The 19107-nt window shown below is 50.5% G+C and carries 19 protein-coding genes; 7 read left to right on the top strand and 12 right to left on the bottom strand.

The genetic code is table 11. The features are described 5' to 3' along the window. Nucleotides 1-87 precede the first annotated feature (87 nt). The 3 genes from nfuA to cysQ all read left to right on the top strand — a co-directional run bounded on the left by nfuA (nt 88) and on the right by cysQ (nt 2216). Nucleotides 88-675 (top strand): Fe-S biogenesis protein NfuA, encoded by a 588-nt coding sequence (nfuA, locus tag CEQ48_RS19725; RefSeq protein ID WP_089072349.1) that lies wholly within the window; start codon nt 88-90, stop codon nt 673-675. A gap of 142 nt (nt 676-817) precedes the next feature. Continuing rightward, nucleotides 818-1366 (top strand): ADP compounds hydrolase NudE, encoded by a 549-nt coding sequence (gene nudE, locus CEQ48_RS19720; RefSeq protein WP_089072348.1) that lies wholly within the window; start codon nt 818-820, stop codon nt 1364-1366. A 22-nt stretch (nt 1367-1388) separates the two neighbouring features. After that, nucleotides 1389-2216, top strand: coding sequence for a 3'(2'),5'-bisphosphate nucleotidase CysQ (cysQ, locus tag CEQ48_RS19715; RefSeq protein WP_000106799.1), 828 nt, complete (start codon nt 1389-1391; stop codon nt 2214-2216). A gap of 51 nt (nt 2217-2267) precedes the next feature. Here the strand turns inward: cysQ and CEQ48_RS19710 are convergent, their stop codons facing one another. The 12 genes from CEQ48_RS19710 to gspC are packed head-to-tail and all read right to left on the bottom strand — an operon-like array spanning nt 2268 to nt 13527. Further along, the gene (locus CEQ48_RS19710) at nt 2268-3026 is read right to left on the bottom strand and encodes a type II secretion system protein N (RefSeq protein WP_089072347.1); all 759 of its coding nucleotides are present in this window, start codon (nt 3024-3026) and stop codon (nt 2268-2270) included. A 1-nt stretch (nt 3027) separates the two neighbouring features. Then, nucleotides 3028-3525, bottom strand: coding sequence for a type II secretion system protein M (locus tag CEQ48_RS19705; RefSeq protein WP_198301311.1), 498 nt, complete (start codon nt 3523-3525; stop codon nt 3028-3030). A 9-nt stretch (nt 3526-3534) separates the two neighbouring features. Further along, nucleotides 3535-4746, bottom strand: a complete 1212-nt coding sequence (gspL, locus tag CEQ48_RS19700) for a type II secretion system protein GspL (RefSeq protein ID WP_182910824.1) — start codon at nt 4744-4746, stop codon at nt 3535-3537. Further along, on the bottom strand, nt 4715-5725 hold the full coding sequence (gene gspK, locus CEQ48_RS19695) for a type II secretion system minor pseudopilin GspK (protein WP_001201883.1): 1011 nt from the start codon (nt 5723-5725) through the stop codon (nt 4715-4717). Before gspK ends, gspL begins: the two co-directional genes overlap by 32 nt. Next, complete coding sequence (gene gspJ / locus CEQ48_RS19690) at nt 5715-6380, bottom strand: type II secretion system minor pseudopilin GspJ (protein ID WP_000269337.1); 666 nt, start codon at nt 6378-6380, stop codon at nt 5715-5717. Before gspJ ends, gspK begins: the two co-directional genes overlap by 11 nt. Beyond that, entirely contained in the window at nt 6367-6720 is a 354-nt protein-coding gene (gspI, locus tag CEQ48_RS19685; protein ID WP_000837699.1) for a type II secretion system minor pseudopilin GspI, read from the bottom strand. Before gspI ends, gspJ begins: the two co-directional genes overlap by 14 nt. Next, on the bottom strand, nt 6710-7294 hold the full coding sequence (gene gspH / locus CEQ48_RS19680) for a type II secretion system minor pseudopilin GspH (protein WP_089072344.1): 585 nt from the start codon (nt 7292-7294) through the stop codon (nt 6710-6712). The genes gspI and gspH overlap by 11 nt, the downstream gene beginning before the upstream one ends. Before the next feature lie 33 nt (nt 7295-7327). Beyond that, complete coding sequence (gene gspG / locus CEQ48_RS19675) at nt 7328-7768, bottom strand: type II secretion system major pseudopilin GspG (RefSeq protein WP_089072343.1); 441 nt, start codon at nt 7766-7768, stop codon at nt 7328-7330. Nucleotides 7769-7808: 40 nt separating this feature from the next. Beyond that, complete coding sequence (gene gspF, locus CEQ48_RS19670) at nt 7809-9029, bottom strand: type II secretion system inner membrane protein GspF (RefSeq protein ID WP_000718698.1); 1221 nt, start codon at nt 9027-9029, stop codon at nt 7809-7811. After that, nucleotides 9029-10540 (bottom strand): type II secretion system ATPase GspE, encoded by a 1512-nt coding sequence (gene gspE, locus CEQ48_RS19665; RefSeq protein WP_089072342.1) that lies wholly within the window; start codon nt 10538-10540, stop codon nt 9029-9031. Before gspE ends, gspF begins: the two co-directional genes overlap by 1 nt. After that, nucleotides 10537-12564, bottom strand: a complete 2028-nt coding sequence (gspD, locus tag CEQ48_RS19660; protein ID WP_089072341.1) for a type II secretion system secretin GspD — start codon at nt 12562-12564, stop codon at nt 10537-10539. The genes gspE and gspD overlap by 4 nt, the downstream gene beginning before the upstream one ends. Nucleotides 12565-12609: 45 nt before the next feature. Further along, entirely contained in the window at nt 12610-13527 is a 918-nt protein-coding gene (gene gspC, locus CEQ48_RS19655; protein ID WP_089072340.1) for a type II secretion system protein GspC, read from the bottom strand. 229 nt (nt 13528-13756) lie between these two features. Here gspC and hslR point away from each other — a divergent pair, with 229 nt between their 5' ends. The 4 genes from hslR (at nt 13757) to CEQ48_RS19635 (ending at nt 19081) form a co-directional block, all read left to right on the top strand. Beyond that, a complete protein-coding gene (gene hslR / locus CEQ48_RS19650) occupies nt 13757-14134 on the top strand; it encodes a ribosome-associated heat shock protein Hsp15 (protein ID WP_089072339.1) in 378 nt (125 codons plus the stop codon). Between the two features lie 33 nt (nt 14135-14167). After that, on the top strand, nt 14168-15043 hold the full coding sequence (hslO, locus tag CEQ48_RS19645) for an Hsp33 family molecular chaperone HslO (RefSeq protein WP_198301310.1): 876 nt from the start codon (nt 14168-14170) through the stop codon (nt 15041-15043). Between the two features lie 336 nt (nt 15044-15379). After that, complete coding sequence (pckA, locus tag CEQ48_RS19640) at nt 15380-17008, top strand: phosphoenolpyruvate carboxykinase (ATP) (RefSeq protein ID WP_089072337.1); 1629 nt, start codon at nt 15380-15382, stop codon at nt 17006-17008. Between the two features lie 186 nt (nt 17009-17194). Then, entirely contained in the window at nt 17195-19081 is a 1887-nt protein-coding gene (locus tag CEQ48_RS19635) for an AsmA family protein (RefSeq protein WP_089072336.1), read from the top strand. Nucleotides 19082-19107: the final 26 nt, after the last annotated feature.

The raw sequence follows: 19107 nt of genomic DNA, 5'->3' as shown, positions 1-19107 counted from the left end.
CGTTTTTTAACGCAAAAGGGCTGGATCATCGCTAACTCAGGAGTAGAATGGTGAGCAATAACCTATTCTTTTACTCAGGTATTCGTCGTGTCAAATCCAATTACTATTACTGAATCTGCCCAATCTCACTTCGCTAAGCTGCTGGCTCAGCAGCCTGAAGGCACCAATATTCGTGTGTTTGTGGTTAACCCTGGCACCCCAAATGCCGAGTGTGGCGTCTCTTACTGCCCACCGGAAGCGGTAGAAGCGACTGATACGGAATACCCTTTCAGTGGCTTTTCTGCCTATGTTGATGAACTTAGCTTGCCCTTTTTGGAAGAGGCGGTGATTGACTTTGTCACCGACAAAATGGGTTCACAACTGACCCTGAAAGCCCCTAACGCGAAAATGCGCAAAGTTTCGGACGATGCCTCGCTGATGGAGCGCGTAGAATACGCCCTGCAAACCCAAGTCAACCCTCAATTGGCCGGCCATGGTGGCCACGTTCGTCTGATCAGCATTTCGGATGATGGTGTGGCTCTGGTGCAATTTGGCGGTGGCTGTAACGGCTGCTCTATGGTCGACGTTACGCTTAAAGAAGGCATTGAGAAAGAGCTGCTGGCTCAATTTGCCGGTGAACTGACTGCGGTACGTGACTCCACCGAGCACGATCGCGGTGAGCACTCTTACTACTAACGCTCAATCTGCATAACCTTCCTATTTGATTTGAAGCTGATGTCTCCGCATCAGCTTTTTTATTGGTGTCTGCATATTGAGCGTTTCAAACTGCGATTATTTCTCATATATTAAGAAAACTTTTTTGCTCAGGAGTCTGCGTATGTCATCCAAATCTTTACCAGAAATTCTGGATCGTGAAACGGTCGCCAAATCGCGTCTGTTTACTATTGAAGCTTTGGATCTGCGTTTCTCAAACGGTGAACAAAGAACCTATGAACGCATGAAGCCGAGTGGCCGCCATGCGGTGATGATGGTGCCTGTCACCGCGCAAGGTGATTTACTCCTCGTGCGCGAATACGCCGCCGGAACGGAGCGTTACGAATTAGGCTTTCCAAAGGGCTTGGTCGATCATGGTGAAACTGCTGAACAAGCGGCCAATCGTGAGTTAAAAGAAGAAATTGGTTTTGGCGCGCACCAGTTAACCCCACTCAAAGAGGTGGTGCTGGCTCCCTCTTACTTCTCGAGCAAAATGGTTCTTTTTGTTGCTCAGGATCTATACTCAGAGCAATTAGAGGGGGATGAGCCAGAGCCGTTGGAGATCATTCGCTGGCCTTTAGCACAAGCAGAAGATCTGCTGACCCATCTCGATTTTTGTGAAGCGCGCAGCATCACAGCCTTGCTGTTGGCTCTGCGTTTTCTTCAGGCGTGAATCGCGCGCCTTCGGAGTCACTATGTCTACACCACAGGATCTCTCGCACCTACTGCCGGATGTCATTAACATCGCGCGAGCGGCAGGGCAACTTATCCTCGATATCTATCAAAATAAATCTTATGAAGCCTTCACCAAAAGTGATTCAACGCCCGTCACCAGCGCCGATTTAGCCGCACATAAGTTTCTGTGTGAGCAGTTGCGCGAGCTGACCCCTGATATTCCGATCCTCTCGGAGGAAGAAGCGAATATCGACCTTGCTACTCGCGAAACATGGCAGCGCTATTGGCTGGTGGATCCGCTGGATGGCACTCAAGAATTCATCGCACGTAGCGGCGACTTCGCGACCATCATTGCGCTCGTGGAAAATAACCATCCGGTGATGGGAGTGGTGTATGGCCCCGTTTCTGGTGTGACTTACTACGCTTACGCAGGCAAAGGGGCGTGGAAGATCCCCGACATGGCGCAGAGCCTCAAAATTCAGACTCACAAACATGAGCTGCCGAGCAGCTCGATCGCGATTGCCATCAGCCGTCGCCAAGACATCAACAAGATCACGCGCCGTTTAAGCAGTGCTTGGAATTATGACTTGGTGCCACTGGGCTCTGCAGCACTGAAAGCCTGCTTAGTGGCAGAAGGTGCAGTAGATTGCTATCTGCGCCTTGGTCCAACTGGCGAATGGGATACCGCCGCAACCCAGTGCATTGTCGAAGAAGCGGGTGGGCGCATTCTGAGCACTCAATTATCGCCCCTCTCGTACAATGAGCGGGAAACCTTGGAAAACCCGAACTTCATCGTGCTCGGTGATGCGGATTTACCTTGGAATGAGATCTTAAAAATCAAAGACTAGCCGATAAAATTTCACGCCCAGTTGGGCTTGAAATGAATGAGATAACACATCCTAGAGCTGACCTTGTTGATTGAACGGATAGCGACCTTGCCCATCAGGCTGCGGTAGCCAGCTCAACTGCTCCTTTAAACTCTCAGGAAATTCCGCTTCTGGTTTAAACCACGCTTGCGCTTGATAGCGATTGTCCGGCTGTAAACTGAGGTTAAATTCACTGCTCACCTGCGCGGTTTTTTGGCCACCTTTCAGGGTCACAACGCTCTCTTGGCAAGTAAAATCCGACACGACAGTACCAAGCTGCAGCGCACCAAGCGGCGATTCTAGCTGCGCAGCTGACCAAGCTAAGCTGCCTTCGGCTTGCTGGCAGTAAGGCTCACCAAAGCGGTACTGTTTGACAGCCATCTCCAACTGCCCTTGCGCCATCAGTGGTACGGGTAGCGGTAGCCAAGTAATGGCTTGCGCAGCCGGTAAGGAGAGTAAAAAATCATCGGCATAGGGACCACTCAAACCGATCCCCACGACACCTTTCCCTCTTAGTTGTGTGCTGCTACCGCGGCCAAAGCGGATATCCGCCTCCAACTTCCCCAACAGTAACGCCGAGAGGTGGAGATCCCAGTTGAGATCGCCTAGGTTCATGCCTTGCCAACGAACTTGCGCGGCTTGACCTTGCCACAGAGAGCCCTCTATGCCGGTGAGTTCTAAACCTTCAGGCAGAGGCAGCGGGCTAAGCGCCACTTGGGCAGGCAAATGCACGACCACGCTGGTGATTAACACGGTGGAAAATAACAGACCATAGCCAACAGCACGCTTCATATCAGCCTCCACGCTTCAGTTGCAGACGTTTCACTTCCACAACGCCGTTCACTTTACCACGGTCAATATCCATCGCATCCACGCTCACCCCTTGGCGCTCTTGCAAATACGCAATCCATGAGACCAATTGCGAAAACGGTAGCGGTTGGATCCAGACCTGCATCATTTCACCGCGCGGCTGCACGCGGATCAGCTCAATATTGAACTGACGCGTCGAGTTAGTGATCACCTGATTGAGTGGTTGATCGCTTGGCGCATCACTGCCCCCTTGCGCACGGAGCGTTACGATGTCGTTGGCGTTTTCACTCACCCAACTCAGTAGCTGTTTTTCGGTTTGTAATCGTGCTTGAGCTTGGGCGGTACGCTCACTCAAAGGCTGCCATATGCCCCAATAAACGATAGCGAGTACCGTCAGCACGCCCATGCCCATTACCATCTTTTGCTCACGAGGGGTGACACTTCGCCACCAAGCCTGCACAGGAGCCAATAATTCTTTCATCATTTCTCCTTACTTGGGCTTCACCACAAACACGCCAAACACTTGCTCGCCATTTTTATTGAGCTGCCCCTGTTCAACAGCAAAATACTGCTCAAGCTGAGTACGAGCTTGTTCAAAACTTTGGAAATCACGGCTGGTCGCTTCTAGGCGAATCTCACTACGGTTACTGTCAAATTTGATGCTTTGCAGTTGTAGATTGACCCCTTTCAAAGCCTCAGGCAACGGGCTTAGCCACTTCAAAACGCTGCCCACACTGGCACCGCCAGATAAACGCGCCATCTCATCACTCATCTGTCTTTTCAAATAAGTCACGGTCGGGATTTTCTGTTTATCAGGGAAGATACTGCGGAAAATCCGCTCACTTTCCGCACGGTAAGCGTCCGCTTGTGCTTCGTATTGATGTGCCTGAAACAGCGAATAACTGATTGAAACCGCGACAAATAGCCCAGCAGCGATCGCCACTTTGCGCCATATTTGCCAATACCGCAGCCAAGAAGACTTGAGTTTAAAACTCCCCGTCAGCAAGTTGAACTTGCTGGTTAACGCCTCCTGAGTCAGCAGTTGCATGACTAAACCGCTCGGCTCATAACGCCACACTTGGGTTTCGGCTAAGCTCAGCTCAGGAAGCGGCGTGAGCGCTTGTAAAGGCAAATACTCACTCTCATTCTGCACCCAATCGGAAGCGGCCAGTAAGCTTAACCACTGCGCGTCCACTGCCATCCCTTGCGTAGTGCTTTTACGCACTAACCACTCATCACCCAATTGCAGGGCGGCTAAACCGTGCTCTGGGCGAGGGATCGCCAGTACATCAGGCAATACGCGCTTCACATCAAAACCGCACGCTTTGAGATGATCTAGACAAGCGCGCAGCCAAAGACGATCGACACCGACCACATCCGCCGTTTCTCGTCCTTTACTCAGCACACAAAAGTGCACATCTTCCACATCTTGGGCGATTTCATCTTCTAACAAATACGGCAGCATATTTTCAAGCTGACGAGAAGCGCCGGGCGGGATCTCCACTGACGTTAAAATCAAATCACTCGCCGCCAGTAATACCACTACGCTGCGCTGATCGGCATAAGGCTCAATTTCATGCAAGGCTTCCCAGCCAGCCACTTGACCGCTGGCAATCACTTCTTGCTGCTCGGCAGACCAAACCAGCCAAGGGATATCGGCCTCTTTTTGACTACTCAGTCGAACGGTCAGAAACTCGCTCACTGATCCCTCCAAAGCGGCGGCGTATCACCGTCGCAGTTTTCTTATCGTTACTGTAAAACAGGCTGCGGATCCGCACGCGAGACGTATCGACCAGCACCTGTGCATCTAATTCAAAATAATGGCTATCTACACTGAGGTATTTCTTCGCTTCCTCACGCACCGCGTTATCCACTCCGGTGAGTGCCGATTGGGCAAGAAAATCATCCACACTCGCCCAACCATCGAAAGGTCGCCCTTCGAGCAAGGTTTTTGCGCTTTCCGTACTCAATGTTGGGCTAAACATGGCCGCCAGCAGTGCCGCTTGCTCAGCGGGTAACGTGTTCACATTCAAGCGCCATTGATCGGTTGGCAACGCACACACATAAGGTAAGGCTTTATTCATCGTTTCCCCCCCCACCTGTTGTACAGCACGCCACTCGCTCGCATCGGCCAACCAAGTATCCGCCGCCATATAGGCCGGGATCATCGATTCATAGTAACTGTCTTCCACCCCATAAGCGGTGCGTACAGAGTCATCTTTATCAATAAACTCTAACGTCGAATCGGCAATCACTTCCGCTTGATAACTCTCCACTTCCAGCCCTTCAAGCAGCGCTTGCAGCACCGTCAGCAAATACGGTTTTTTCACGCTGTCTGGCGTGAGCTTTACCCCCGCGAGTGCATTGAGATTAAAGCAAGCTTGCATATCGCGGATTTTGCCGCGCACCTGTCCGTAATCGAGCGGATAGGTTTGCTCTTTCAAAGCCCAAGGCTGGCTCAAATTGATGGTTTCACTGTCTTGGTAGCTCTGCTCAATGCCTTTTTTGGCTAGCGCTTCGACGCCAAGACTGTACCAATAAGCCTGCTGATAGTTGAGCTGATGCGTGGCACGCTGAAACTGGCTAAACAGACGTTCGGCCATGGTCGCAGCAATCGAGACCATCACCGCCAGCAGGAGCAGAATCACAATTAACGCCACGCCGCGCTGTTTAGCCCGCATTTTCAACACTCTCTTGCGTCATATTGAGTGAGCCGCCCCCTGTAAGGTATATCCGCTCAATCTCACCGTAATCTTTTAGGCGCAAGGTCACTTTCACGGCTTCAGGCAAGGCGTTAGTGGGCACCCACTCCTTACTCCATTCACCTTGCAAATAAAACTGTACTGTCCAATCTTCCACCCCAGTTAACAGCGGAGAGATCAGCCCTTGCTGCCCCGCTGGAGTATCTGGATAGCGCCACCAGACCCGCTCTAAGCGGTTTTCAAACAGGCGGTAACCGACTTTCGCCACTTCACCGCGTGGAAATTGTTGCTGTGGGTTATGCCAACCCAAGCGTACAAACAACAAACCGTGCTGATCCGAATCGAGCAGCGATTCTTTCCATTGTAGGATTTGCTCGCTCGGCGCTTCGCCATCGGTACGAAATTGGCGCAGAGCCATCTGCCGAAAATCGGCATCCATGATCACCATGGCGCGTTGCAATTCAGCCAAACGCGCGGTGCGCTCGGCAGAAATTTCATTGCTGCGTTGGACTTGATTGAGCACCTGATAGGCGCCCACACTCAAGCTCGCGAAAATCGCAATCGCCACCAACACTTCAATCAAAGTAAAGCCCGCCATATTCTGGCGAGAGGATGCTTGGTTAGTTCGCCACATAGCTGCGCACCGTCACGACTGGGGTCGCGCCTTTTTCTGTGGCGACACTGACATCAAAGGCTTTGAGCAGATTGTCGGCGGTTTTGACTGGACTCAGCTTCCAGTACCAAGTCCGTCCGGCCATCTGCTCACTTCCCTCACGCGCCGCTAAAGATTGCGGATTGAGCATCACTTGCGCCATTTGGTTATCCACGACCATGGCCGCAAACATCTTCTCTTCAAGATAATTGACCGTATTGATGTGTTGACTGACCGAGCGGATCACACTGATCGCCGCGGTAGCAAAAATTGCCAGCGCGACCAGCACTTCAAGCAAAGTAAAACCGCGTTTACTCTTCATCACTTTCTCCCGGAGCCAGTAGACGCAGAGTGCCATTTTCTTGCGCGGTCACTCGCCACTGCTCATCGGGCTCCTGCCCTTTAGGGAAAATGCTCAGCGTAAATGGGGTCACTTCGCCACTCGATAGCACAAACAGTTGCGGAGCCGGTTCCTGCTTTTGCTCTTTTTTCTCATCGGCAAACATCTCTTCATCAAACAGAGAGCCGGGATTAAACAGACGATCGTCTTTTTGCCAAGCGCCACCACCGAGTTCAAAGTCGAGCTGTAACCCTTCTTTAAGGGTGGTTTGGTTGGTCATCTTGTCGTTTTGCCACTTTTGCCAGCCTTGGTCGGCGGTCAGTTGCAAAAAAGTGAGACGGCGCGTATCGACATCGATCCGCACGCCAAAATCTTGCCCGCTGAGAATCGCTTCCTCATTGAGCAGCAACAGACGCTGATAAAAACTCTGCGCACTGATTTTGGCTTCATCTTTCACGGAAACCGGAAAGGTGGCGATGACCGCCACCGCACTGACCGAAACCAGCACCAGCACCAGCAAAATTTCCAACAAAGTAAAACCGCGTGTCGCTGTCATAAGGTTTCGTCTGTTACCGCTGCTTAGCCAAGCTTATTGAAAATCTTGGATATTCCAGTTACCGATATCGGCACCGGTACCTTCGCCACCTTCTTGACCGTCCGCACCTAAGGTGAACACGTCAATCGTACCTTTATCGCCTGGGCTCAAGTATTGGTAGTCGTTACCCCAAGGATCTTTAGGCAGACGCTTGATGTAACCACCTTCGCGATAGTTACGCGGCTCTGGATTGTTTGGCTTAGTCACTAACGCTTCCAAACCTTGATCGGTCGTCGGGTAAACGCTGTTGTCGAGCTTGTACATATCCAACGCATTTTCCAGCGCAACGATATCGGTCACCGCTTTCTGTTGATCCGCTTTCTCTTTGTTACCCAAGAGGTTGGGGACAACAAAGCTGGCCAGAATGCCCAAAATCACCACAACCACCATTACTTCGAGCAGGGTAAAGCCCGTTTGTTTACGCATTTTTTTCATAGTTACTCCACACTATGTCGTTTTCGCCGCGCGTGACGACTTAACGACTCATTAAGTTATTCATTTCCAAAATCGGCATCAGGGTCGCCATCACAATAAACAGCACCATCCCCGCCATCAAGGCAATCAAGGCCGGGGTAAAAATGCCAAGCGCGATGTTGACCGTTGATTCAAAACTGTTGTCTTGGTTATCCGCAGCGCGCGTCAACATGCCTTCCAATTCTCCACTCTGCTCACCACTGGCAATCATGTGCAGCATCATGGGAGGAAAGAGCTTGGTCTGCTCTAGCGCTTTGCGCAGGCTAGAGCCTTCGCGTACGTTTTCGGCCGCAGCCAACACTTGCTGTTTCACAAACTGATTGGTCATCACATCTACCGCAACGCGCATACCATCCAGAATCGGGATTGCACTTGAGGTACAGATCGACAGCGTACGCGCAAAGCGCGCAGTATTCAGACCGCGCGCAATCTTGCCAATCACAGGCAAGGAAATCACTCGGCGATCCCAACGCAAACGAATATCTGGCTTGGTCAGCAACCAGCGCACCAGATAAATCAGCATCAAAAGACCAACCAGCAGCGAAATCCCCCAATGTTGCAGGAAATCGCTGGCATCAAGCAGAAACTGAGTCGATGCCGGCAGGGCTTGCCCCATTTGCACAAACTGCCCCACGATTTTCGGTACTACCGCTGCCAACAAAAACGCCACGATACCGACTGCAAACACCACCAGCACCACAGGGTAAATCATGGCCTGTTGCAGTTTCGAGCGCATTTTCTGGCGGTTTTCGGCGTAATCCGCTAAACGTTCGAGAACGGAATCGAGGTGGCCAGACTTTTCGCCCGCCGCAACCATAGAGCGAAACAGCTCATCAAACACGTGCGGATAATCGCCAAGACTATCAGAGAGGGTGTAACCTTCGGTCACTTTAGCGCGCACCGCCACCAACATGGTGCGAATTCGCGGTTTTTCCGACTGCTCGGCAACCGCGCGTAAACACTCTTCCAGTGGCATACCCGATTGCACCAAGGTCGATAATTGGCGAGTGATCAGCGCCAGATCCGGCGTACTGATCCCGCGCTTAAACGCAAAACCTTGACTGCGACTGCGTGCGGCTTTGACTTGAGTCTCCACCACTTCCATCGGCACTAGGCCTTGCTCTTTCAGGCGCTGACGCACCTGACGTGCATTATCGCCCTCAATTACGCCTTTTTTATGGCGTCCTTTGGCATCCAGCGCTTTGTATTCAAACGCGGCCATTAGGACTCCTTAGTCACCCGCATCACTTCTTCTAGCGAAGTAATGCCTTGGCGCACCTTATCTAGACCATCATCACGAATGCTCGGCGTGGTCGCGCGAATGTGTTTCTCCATCGCCTGTTCGCCCGCCTCGCTATGGATCAGCTCCTGCAACGCGTCATCCACCAGCAGCAGCTCGTGGATACCGGTTCGGCCACGGTAACCTTTGTGGTTACATTTAGGGCAGCCCGTGGCTCGATAAAGGATCAGCGGTTCTTTTTTCTTACTATCAAACAGTTTGCGCTGCTCTTTGTCCGCCTCGTAAGGTTCTTTGCAATCTGGGCATAAGGTGCGCACCAAGCGCTGAGCCAGAACACCGAGCAGTGAAGAAGAGATCAAAAAAGGCTCGATGCCCATATCGCGCAGCCGAGTCACCGCCCCAACGGCCGTGTTGGTGTGCAGAGTCGACATCACTAAGTGACCGGTTAGCGAGGCTTGCACTGCAATTTGCGCCGTTTCCAAATCACGAATTTCCCCCACCATCACCACATCCGGGTCTTGACGCAAAATAGCACGTAGCCCCCGCGCGAAGGTCATGTCTACCCTTGGGTTGACTTGGGTCTGACCGATACCATCAATATCAAATTCGATCGGATCTTCTACGGTTAAAATATTGCGCTCACTACTGTTGAGCTCTTGCAAACCCGCGTACAAGGTGGTCGATTTACCCGAGCCGGTTGGGCCAGTCACCAGAATGATCCCATGCGGCCGCTTAATCAAACGGCGGAAGTTATCATGGTTATGTGCCGTCATACCCAAACTGTGCAGATCAAGGCGCGTCGCGTTTTTATCCAGCAAACGCATTACCACTCGCTCACCATGTGATGAAGGCATGGTTGAAACCCGCACATCGACCGCGCGACCACCGATACGCAGCGAAATACGGCCATCTTGCGGCACACGTTTTTCGGCAATGTCGAGCTTGGCCATCACCTTGACCCGTGAAACGAGCAGCGATGAGAGTTTGCGGCTGGGTGCCAGTACTTCGCGCAGCACGCCATCGACTCGAAAACGGATCGACAGCGTTTTTTCAAAAGTTTCAATGTGAATATCTGACGCGCCTTCTTTGATCGCTTCGCCCAACATGGCATTGATCAGTTTGATGATCGGCGCATCATCTTCACTTTCTAGCAAATCTTCGTTTTGAGGCAGCTCTTCCGCCAGTGAGAAGAAGTCATCACTGTCGGCACCAATGTCTTCCATCAATTGACGCGCTTCTGAAGAATCACGCTGATAGACTTGGGTTAGCTTGCTTTCAAACTCCGCTTGAGAGAGCTCAATCAGTTGGAAAGCGTGCTTAACCACCCGCTTGGTTTCGACGAGCGCCTCCATCGACAACGGCGCTAAGTAGTAAATGCTGGCTTGGGAGAAATCCTCATTCCAATCCAGCAACAACTTAAAGCGATTGGCGAAGCTAAAGGGCAGTCGACGAATCGACTGCCGCTCAGCAGGAGAGATCACCATTTCGGTCATTGCTTGGCTTCCATCTGCTCAATAAAGGCTTGAATTTCAGGTGAATGGCGGCGGTCATCGCCAAATTTCGGCAACACAGGCACGCTAGCATCATCCAGCAGACGTAAACCTTTTTCGGCGCGGAACAGTTGCTCGGCGCGGATGTAGTTGTATTTACGTTGGGTGATGCCATCGGCCGTCATGCCATCACGAATAATGGTCGGCTTGATAAACACCATCAGGTTTTTCTTTTCCACTTGCGAGCTGGTTGAGCGGAACAGTTGACCCAGCAGAGGAATATCCCCCAGGAGCGGGACTTTCGATTCACTCTCGAGAGCTCGCTCATCAATCAAACCGCCGAGCACCAACATCTGCCCATCTTGCACCATCACAGAAGTGTTGAGCTGACGCTTAGCAAAACGCACGTCTACCGCACCATTGGCACCCAACACGTTTGAGACTTCTTGCTCAATCTTGAGCTGGACTGAGTTGCCTTCGTTGATCTGCGGCACCACTTTGAGCTTGATACCGACTTCTTTACGATCCACGGTTTGGAATGGGTTATCGTTATTGGAGCCAGCGGAAGAACCGGTAATAACAGGAACCTCTTCACCAACAATGAAGGAGGCTTCACCGTTATCCATCACCGTAATGCTGGGTGATGACAAAATATTCGAGCTGGAATCATTAGAGACCGCGTTGATTAAGGCCGTCCAGTCGCCCAGCGCGATGCTGACCGCAGCACCTTGCAAACCCGACAACGCGGATGCCAACTTCGAGTAATCGCCTTTGGTGGTGGTCTCTTCGTAGTATTTGATCTCACCCGTTTCACTATTACGGATCGGTTTTTTCTCCGTGGTGTCTTTGGCTTCTTCAAGGCCGATCATCACATTGCCAATCGACGCGCCAGTGTTGCCATATTGGATGACTGAACCACTTTCCAGCGAGCCCCACTGCACACCAAGGTTGATCCCATCGCCCTCTGCCATTTCGACAATCAGCGCTTCAATCAACACTTGCGCGCGGCGAATATCTAGCTGACCAATCACTTCCAGCATCGCATTCATAATGTCTTGCGGCGCAGTCAGCACTAACGAGTTGGTATCAGCGTGCGCGGCAATCATCACTTCATTACGTTTTGAAGTGGTCGGCTGCCCGGTGCCTTTTTCCGCTTGCAGGTTCTCAGACACCCCTTTCAGTACTTCGACCAGATCTTCGGCTTTGGCGTATTTCAAATACACCACGCGGTTATTGCCTTTGGCCGCCATCTCGACATCCAACTGATTGATCAGACGCTTGAGGCGCTCACGCACTTTCGGATCGCCAGAAATCAAAATCGAGTTGGTCCGCTCGTCTGCCACAAACTTGGGCTTTAAGAATTCAGGTGTGTTTTGCGCGTCTGTCGTTTTGTTGAGCGCTTCAACAATCCGCACCATTTCAGCAGCCGATGCATTATTAAGCTCAACCACTTCAATCTCTTTGTCACCGGCTTGGTCAACGCGACGAATAATTTCCGCTAAACGGTTCACTACCGCAGCTCGCCCCGTGATCAAAATGATGTTCGCCGGATCGTAGTGCACTACGTTACCCGCTCCTGCGTTATCAATCAGTTGGCGCAGCAAAGGGGACAACTCACGTACGGAAACGTTTTTTACCGCGACCACTTGGGTAATGACTTCATCGCCATTGGCGCGCTCTTCACCACTCAACACCGGAATGGCTGAGGTCTTTGCATCTTTCGATTTGATGACTTTCAGTACGCCATTATCCATTTCAACGACGGCGAAACCGTACACTTCGAGCACACTGAGGAAGAAACTGTAATATTGCTCTTCGTTTAAGGTATCAAAACTGCGCACATCGACTTTGCCGCGCACCGAAGGGTCGACAATGATGGTTTTCTCAAGATTGCGTCCCACAATATTGATAAATTCTTGAATGTCGGTGCCTTTAAAGCTGGCGCTAAACTCGTTTGCCATCGCTAGAGGGGAAGACAGCAAACTGCCCGCCAACAGCCATGAACTTTTTTTCAGCCAAAATTTCACTGGGAACTCCCTTGCCTCACTAAGGCGTCGTTACTCGCCTTAGCGTTAAAATTGAATATATACATCATGTTGTTGACCATCACGTTCAACGGTCAGATTCATTTCAGTCATGTCATTCATCGACTGAAATAGGGTGTTCATCACATTGGGATCGGTCAGATCTAGGCCATTCAGCGCCACTGCCATATCGCCATCTTGTAAGCCTATTGATTCAAACAGAACCGGATCTTTACCGGGACTGACGCGATAACCGAGTACTTTGTCATCGCGTTTTACCTGAGATAGGCGTACGTATTGAAAAATTTCCTGCGGATTTCGTGCGATTGCTTCACGAATTGCATCCACTTTTCCTTCAAACTGCGGCGCAGCGTTAGGTTGATTAGAAGTTGGGCGTACGGTATTGGCCACCGGAGTCGCGGAGGGGGCGGAATAGTCCAATCCTTCGAGCATCAAAGTTTCATCACGTCCTGAGTTGCTGATGATGACTCTATCTGGCATCACGGCTTTCAGCTTGGCTTGGGTACCTTCAATCACCTCATTAATGCCATACGTCGCTTGCACACCACGATTGGCGATAACAGCCAAACTTTTTTGCGCATCGTTACTCGCCACCACACCAGACAACACTAAACTCAAGCGCGTTTTCGGTGCATCCACCACCACAGGCTGTTCAACGGCGGGAGCTTCTTTCGGCTCAGTAAACACGCCAAACAGCTCGCCTTTTTGTAATACACTGATGTCGAGTGGCTGACGATCCGCTTTGAGCCCAGATAACGTGGGGCTCCAAGCCGGCACTTGCGTTTGCTCAGCCAAGATAAACCAGACCATCTTGCCCAGCGTCCAAGCCGAAGCAACCAATAAGAGTAGCGTTAACCCTTCGCTGATCGGCTTTTGCCACCGCTGAGCATTTTGGCTAATCAAACGCGGCCACGTTGCCAACGGAGGAAGTTGTTTAAATTCCATAAATTTCCACGTTAATCCTTTCTGTACTTTTACGCTTCATTTTGCGCAAATTCGCCTGTACAGATGTTTTTCAATACTTTATGCAGGCATCGCAATATAGCACAAGCCTTATTAAGAGATCCGTCTCAAACGTTAAATTGTCGACTTGCTTGAAAAACTGCCCCGCAAACACCATTGTTAATCAAGAAAATTGGCCAAAACGTAACAAGGTTAGAGAGGAAAACGGGCAATGAGTTCCAGTGCAGATGACGTAAGGCTGGATAAATGGTTGTGGGCAGCAAGATTTTACAAAACTCGCTCGCTCGCGCGAAATATGGTCGAAGGGGGCAAAGTCCACTATAATGGCCAGCGCACTAAACCCAGTAAATCGGTAGAACTTGGAGCACAGATCACGCTACGTCAGGGACATGACGAGAAAACGGTCATTATCGAAAAGATCTCAGACCAACGCCGTGGAGCACCTGAAGCACAACAGCTCTATCGTGAAACGGCTGAAAGCATCGCTAAGCGTGAGCGTAATGCCATTATGCGCCAACTCAACCCGAGTCCGGATCGACGTCCTGACAAGAAACAGCGCCGAGATCTACTCAAATTCATTCATCAGTAAATAGCCGGACAATTCCTTATGACGACACAATCAATGGCGAACAACATGCTACATCGCTATCTATTTGAAGACCTTTCTGTACGTGGTGAGTTGGTTCAACTGAACGACACTTACCAACAGATGATTTCCAGTCAGGAATACCCCACTGCCGTACAATACTTAATCGGTGAATTGCTGGTCGCCACCTCACTGTTGACAGCCACGTTGAAGTTTGAAGGATCGATCACCCTGCAACTGCAAGGCAATGGCCCAGTATCTCTGGTGGTCATCAACGGCGATAACAACCAACAAGTGCGTGGTGTCGCTCGCTGGCAAGGCGATATTGCTGATAATGCCAACCTACATGACATGCTCGGTAAAGGTCATCTGGTCATCACGATTGAACCTAAGCAAGGCGAACGCTATCAAGGTGTCGTCGGCTTGGAAGGTGACACTCTGACTGAAGTACTGGAAGGTTACTTCCTACGCTCTGAGCAACTTAAGACCCGTTTGTGGATCCGCGTTGGCGAGCATGATGGTAAAGCTTGTGCTGCTGGCATGCTGCTGCAAATCATGCCTGATGGTAAAGGTTCAGCCGACGATTTTGAGCATTTAGAGCAGTTAACTCACACTATCAAAAACGAAGAGTTGTTTGCTCTACCAGCAGAAGAGCTGCTGTATCGTCTTTACAACCAAGAGAAAGTACAACTGTTCACACCACAACCAGTCAATTTCCGTTGTGGCTGTTCACGCGAACGCAGCGCAGCCGCCATTATGACAGTCGCACGTGAAGAGATTAATGACATCCTTGCTCAAGATGGTGCCGTGGCGCTTCACTGCGATTATTGTGGCACCACCTACTCGTTCGATGCAGCGCAAGTTGCTGAATTGTATGCACCCTCATCAGCTAACGATTCAACCTTGCATTAATTCGCTACGTTTAACAAGCACGTAAAAACCGCCAAAAAGCCAGCTAAACGCTGGCTTTTTCATTATAAAAAATCAATAAAATCAACGCCAAACACAACAGTACGCCATACTTAATTTCCGCAAAGTATTAATCTTGTGCTACTGGCGCAAAGGTTTGCGTGCACGATAAAATAGCCATGCCAATATATGTGACGAGTTACCTAAAACCACAGAAACTTGGTGGGCAATATTTGAGCTGCCTCCCTGTTTTGTCTCTGGTCCGTTGCTAGCATGGTCTATAGATAACAATTACACAAATTCTTACAAAATCCCTACAAAATCCTACAAGGAGCACCTATGACCGTTATGGAACATACCAAGGCTGCACAAATCGACTTAGCCCAATATGGGATCACCGGCGTAACTGAACTGGTTCGTAACCCGAGCTATGAAATGTTATTCGCTGAAGAAACCCGTTCAGACCTCGAAGGTTATGAACGCGGTGTGGTCACTGAATTGGGTGCTGTTGCGGTTGATACTGGCATCTTCACTGGCCGCTCACCTAAAGATAAGTTTATCGTTAAAGATGATACCACCCGCGATACGCTGTGGTGGACGTCAGACAAAGCGAAAAACGACAACAAACCCATTACTCAAGGGGTCTGGAATGATCTGAAAGCCTTGGTGACCAAGCAGCTTTCAGGTAAACGCGTATTTGTATTGGATGGCTACTGTGGTGCCAACGCCGATACTCGCCTAAGTGTTCGCTTCATCACGGAAGTGGCATGGCAAGCGCACTTTGTGAAAAACATGTTCATTCGCCCAAGCGAAGAAGAGCTGGCGCACTTTAAACCAGACTTTGTCGTAATGAACGGCGCAAAATGCACTAATGCGAAGTGGAAAGAGCACGGTCTGAACTCAGAAAACTTCACTGTGTTTAACCTGACCGAGCGCATGCAGCTCATCGGCGGTACTTGGTACGGCGGCGAGATGAAAAAAGGCATGTTCGCGATGATGAACTACTTCCTGCCACTGCAAGGCATCGCCTCTATGCACTGCTCTGCCAACATGGGTAAAGCGGGTGATGTCGCGATCTTCTTCGGTCTTTCTGGTACGGGCAAAACGACCCTATCCACCGATCCAAAACGTGCGTTAATCGGTGACGATGAGCATGGCTGGGATGATGATGGCGTGTTCAATTTTGAAGGTGGCTGCTACGCAAAAACCATCAAGTTGTCGAAAGAAGCAGAGCCGGATATCTATAACGCGATCCGCCGTGATGCTTTACTGGAAAACGTGACCGTTCGTAGCGATGGCTCGATTGATTTTGATGATGGTTCAAAAACTGAGAACACCCGTGTTTCTTACCCTATCTACCACATCGATAACATCGTAAAACCGATTTCCAAAGGCGGTCATGCAACTAAAGTGATCTTCCTGTCTGCCGATGCGTTTGGCGTATTGCCTCCCGTATCCAAACTCACTCCTGAGCAAACTAAGTACCATTTCTTGTCTGGCTTTACGGCTAAACTGGCGGGTACTGAGCGTGGCATTACTGAACCTACCCCAACCTTCTCCGCCTGTTTTGGCGCAGCGTTCCTCACTCTGCACCCAACTCAATATGCAGAAGTGCTGGTAAAACGTATGGAAGCGGCGGGCGCGGAAGCGTATCTGGTCAACACAGGTTGGAACGGCAGTGGCAAACGTATCTCAATTAAAGATACGCGCGGTATCATCGATGCGATTTTGGATGGTTCGATCGAAAATGCAGAAACCAAACATATCCCAATCTTTAATCTGCAAGTGCCAACCGCACTACCCGGCGTTGATCCTATGATCCTCGACCCACGTGATACTTATGTTGACCCACTGCAGTGGGAAAGCAAAGCCAAAGACTTGGCAACACGCTTTATCAACAACTTCGACAAATACACTGATAACGCCGAAGGTAAAGCACTGGTCGCCGCGGGTCCAAAGCTCGACTAAGCACAAACTGACTGAAAAGTGATAACTGAGTAGCAAGCCCCTCTTTCGAGGGGCTTTTTTTGTTGCTGTCTCTCATGCTTTACTCCAAGCTGAGGATGAGAATACGGTACAATTTAGCAACTCAGGCTGCCAGCCACTCCGTATCTTCTGTGCTGGCAAAATTTTGATGATGGCAACGCAGGGACTATGAGAAAAATACTGGCGATTGGTGTCGCAGGCATCGCACTACTACTGATTTTAGTCTTAGCGGGATTTGGCATTATGCATACTCGCTACTTCACGCCTTCCGCACAATGGATTGTGCAGCAATTGTGGCCGGAAACGCTGCGTTTTGCCAAAATCGAATATCTTTATCCGTTTAAACTGCGCTTGAGTGGGGTGCAAATCGCCAGCGAACCCGCCATTGAATTACAGCAAATGGATTTGTGGGTGAACCCTTATGGATTACTTGAAAAAAAGCTCGAAATCGACAGTGTTTTGATTGATGGAGCTAACCTCGCCCACGGTTTACCCAATTTTACCTTGCCGGAATCTGTCCATCTCAACCAACTGGCGCTGCACAATATTGACTGGGCTGACCAAGGGATTATCGCGCGTGGCGTCAGCTTACAGATCAAGCAGCCAGTTTGGGACTCACCCCAACAGCAGTTACCGTACGGAAAAATTCAGCTCGCTGCCGACCAAATCACTATCGATGGTGAAGCATTTAACCAAGTGCTGGTTGATGCCAATTACCAAGCCCAAGACAGTACCGTGTACGGGTTTTCATTCAACTGGCACAATAGCCCCATTTCAGGACAAGCGGAACAGTATCCACAAGGCTGGTCGCTGATCAATGTGACTCTCAGTCGTCTTAACCTCAATCTCGATGAGTGGCGTCACCACTCGTTGTGGCAAAAAATTGCGCCCAGTATTTATCACATCAACAGTTTAGATCTGCTCAATAGCCAACTCACTCTCAACGGTGTGGCGTGGGAGAACCTCAATCTCTCTGTAGAAGACTATGATTTGCGGCACAGTCTCTGGCAACAGCAGCAAGCTTACCTCTCCTTGAATGCGGATTCAGCGCAGTGGCTTGCTACGCAATGGGTCGAACCGAGTGCTGAACTGACCCTTACCCCGCAAGGAATAGAGCTTGATGGGCATAGCCAAGTTTGGCAAGGCGATGTACAGGTCAAAGGCCATATCACGAAAATGAGCCTCAACCTTGCCCAATTAACCATCACTGGGGTGAAATGGATTGCAGAACAGCCGCAAGATCTCTTACCTTTCTCCCAACCGCTCCCCGCTTGGCAAAACTTGCAAATTGAGCATTTGGATATCAATAACCTACAGATGATTCAAACCGTTAATCGGCCATTTTGGCAAGCCTCGGGGCTGAATGCCGATGGAAAAAATCTGCAATGGGTGAAAGAGAGTCAATGGGGCTTTTGGCAAGGCCAACTCTCAGTGACCGCCAACAGCGCCAGCTATGCAGGCGTTCTGAGTACACAAGGTGTGCTCAATATGCGCAGTGAGCAAGGCGTATGGCAGCTTACCCGCGCCTTTCTGCCGCTTGAGCGAGGCTATGTAGAAGCACATGCAAAATGGGACTTAACCTCGCTCAGCGCCCCGTGGCAGCTCTCTCTTGATGCCGATTCTCTGCCGATAGGTCCGCTACAATCTTGGTTCAAGCTGCCGTTTGGTTTGGAAGCGCTGGCCGACATTAGCTTGACCGCGCAAGGCATAGCGGGAGATCGCACCATGCTGGCGCATTCGCTTGATGGCCAACTACAACTGAATCTGCGTCAAGGCTTACTCTCACTGCGCAGTGATAACACGCTGATCATCCAGCCTTTCGAGCTAGACGATCTCTCGGTAAGCGCCGACAGAGGACGCATAACCATCACACCAACGCCGCTTAGAGGGCCAAATTTAAACGCTCAGTTAGGGGGAAGTACCGACCTATTAGAGCCAGAGCAAGGCCAATGGCAATTGACGATCCAACAAGCGTGGGCCGATCAGTGTTTGGGGTTAAGCTGGGATTTCCAACAAGCGGAATTAGTCAGTCAAGACTGTCGCAGCGCGCCATAATGCGCTGCGAACTTGCACTGGAAGCG

Source organism: Vibrio tarriae (genome assembly GCF_002216685.1).
In the GTDB taxonomy this organism is placed as follows: Bacteria; Pseudomonadota; Gammaproteobacteria; order Enterobacterales; family Vibrionaceae; genus Vibrio; species Vibrio tarriae.
This window is presented reverse-complemented; position numbering and strand designations above follow the sequence as displayed.

What these genes read in the sequence shown, in the direction of transcription:
- gspJ (WP_000269337.1), bottom strand. Translation starts at nt 6,380, where the DNA reads ATGTGGCGAACTAACCAAGCATCCTCTCGCCAGAATATGGCGGGCTTT.
- gspH (WP_089072344.1), bottom strand. Translation starts at nt 7,294, where the DNA reads ATGACAGCGACACGCGGTTTTACTTTGTTGGAAATTTTGCTGGTGCTG.
- cysQ (WP_000106799.1), top strand. Translation starts at nt 1,389, where the DNA reads ATGTCTACACCACAGGATCTCTCGCACCTACTGCCGGATGTCATTAAC.
- gspC (WP_089072340.1), bottom strand. Translation starts at nt 13,527, where the DNA reads ATGGAATTTAAACAACTTCCTCCGTTGGCAACGTGGCCGCGTTTGATT.
- hslO (WP_198301310.1), top strand. Translation starts at nt 14,168, where the DNA reads ATGGCGAACAACATGCTACATCGCTATCTATTTGAAGACCTTTCTGTA.
- gspE (WP_089072342.1), bottom strand. Translation starts at nt 10,540, where the DNA reads ATGACCGAAATGGTGATCTCTCCTGCTGAGCGGCAGTCGATTCGTCGA.
- gspK (WP_001201883.1), bottom strand. Translation starts at nt 5,725, where the DNA reads ATGCGGGCTAAACAGCGCGGCGTGGCGTTAATTGTGATTCTGCTCCTG.
- gspI (WP_000837699.1), bottom strand. Translation starts at nt 6,720, where the DNA reads ATGAAGAGTAAACGCGGTTTTACTTTGCTTGAAGTGCTGGTCGCGCTG.
- CEQ48_RS19710 (WP_089072347.1), bottom strand. Translation starts at nt 3,026, where the DNA reads ATGAAGCGTGCTGTTGGCTATGGTCTGTTATTTTCCACCGTGTTAATC.
- gspG (WP_089072343.1), bottom strand. Translation starts at nt 7,768, where the DNA reads ATGAAAAAAATGCGTAAACAAACGGGCTTTACCCTGCTCGAAGTAATG.
- hslR (WP_089072339.1), top strand. Translation starts at nt 13,757, where the DNA reads ATGAGTTCCAGTGCAGATGACGTAAGGCTGGATAAATGGTTGTGGGCA.
- gspF (WP_000718698.1), bottom strand. Translation starts at nt 9,029, where the DNA reads ATGGCCGCGTTTGAATACAAAGCGCTGGATGCCAAAGGACGCCATAAA.
- nudE (WP_089072348.1), top strand. Translation starts at nt 818, where the DNA reads ATGTCATCCAAATCTTTACCAGAAATTCTGGATCGTGAAACGGTCGCC.
- pckA (WP_089072337.1), top strand. Translation starts at nt 15,380, where the DNA reads ATGACCGTTATGGAACATACCAAGGCTGCACAAATCGACTTAGCCCAA.
- CEQ48_RS19705 (WP_198301311.1), bottom strand. Translation starts at nt 3,525, where the DNA reads ATGAAAGAATTATTGGCTCCTGTGCAGGCTTGGTGGCGAAGTGTCACC.
- CEQ48_RS19635 (WP_089072336.1), top strand. Translation starts at nt 17,195, where the DNA reads ATGAGAAAAATACTGGCGATTGGTGTCGCAGGCATCGCACTACTACTG.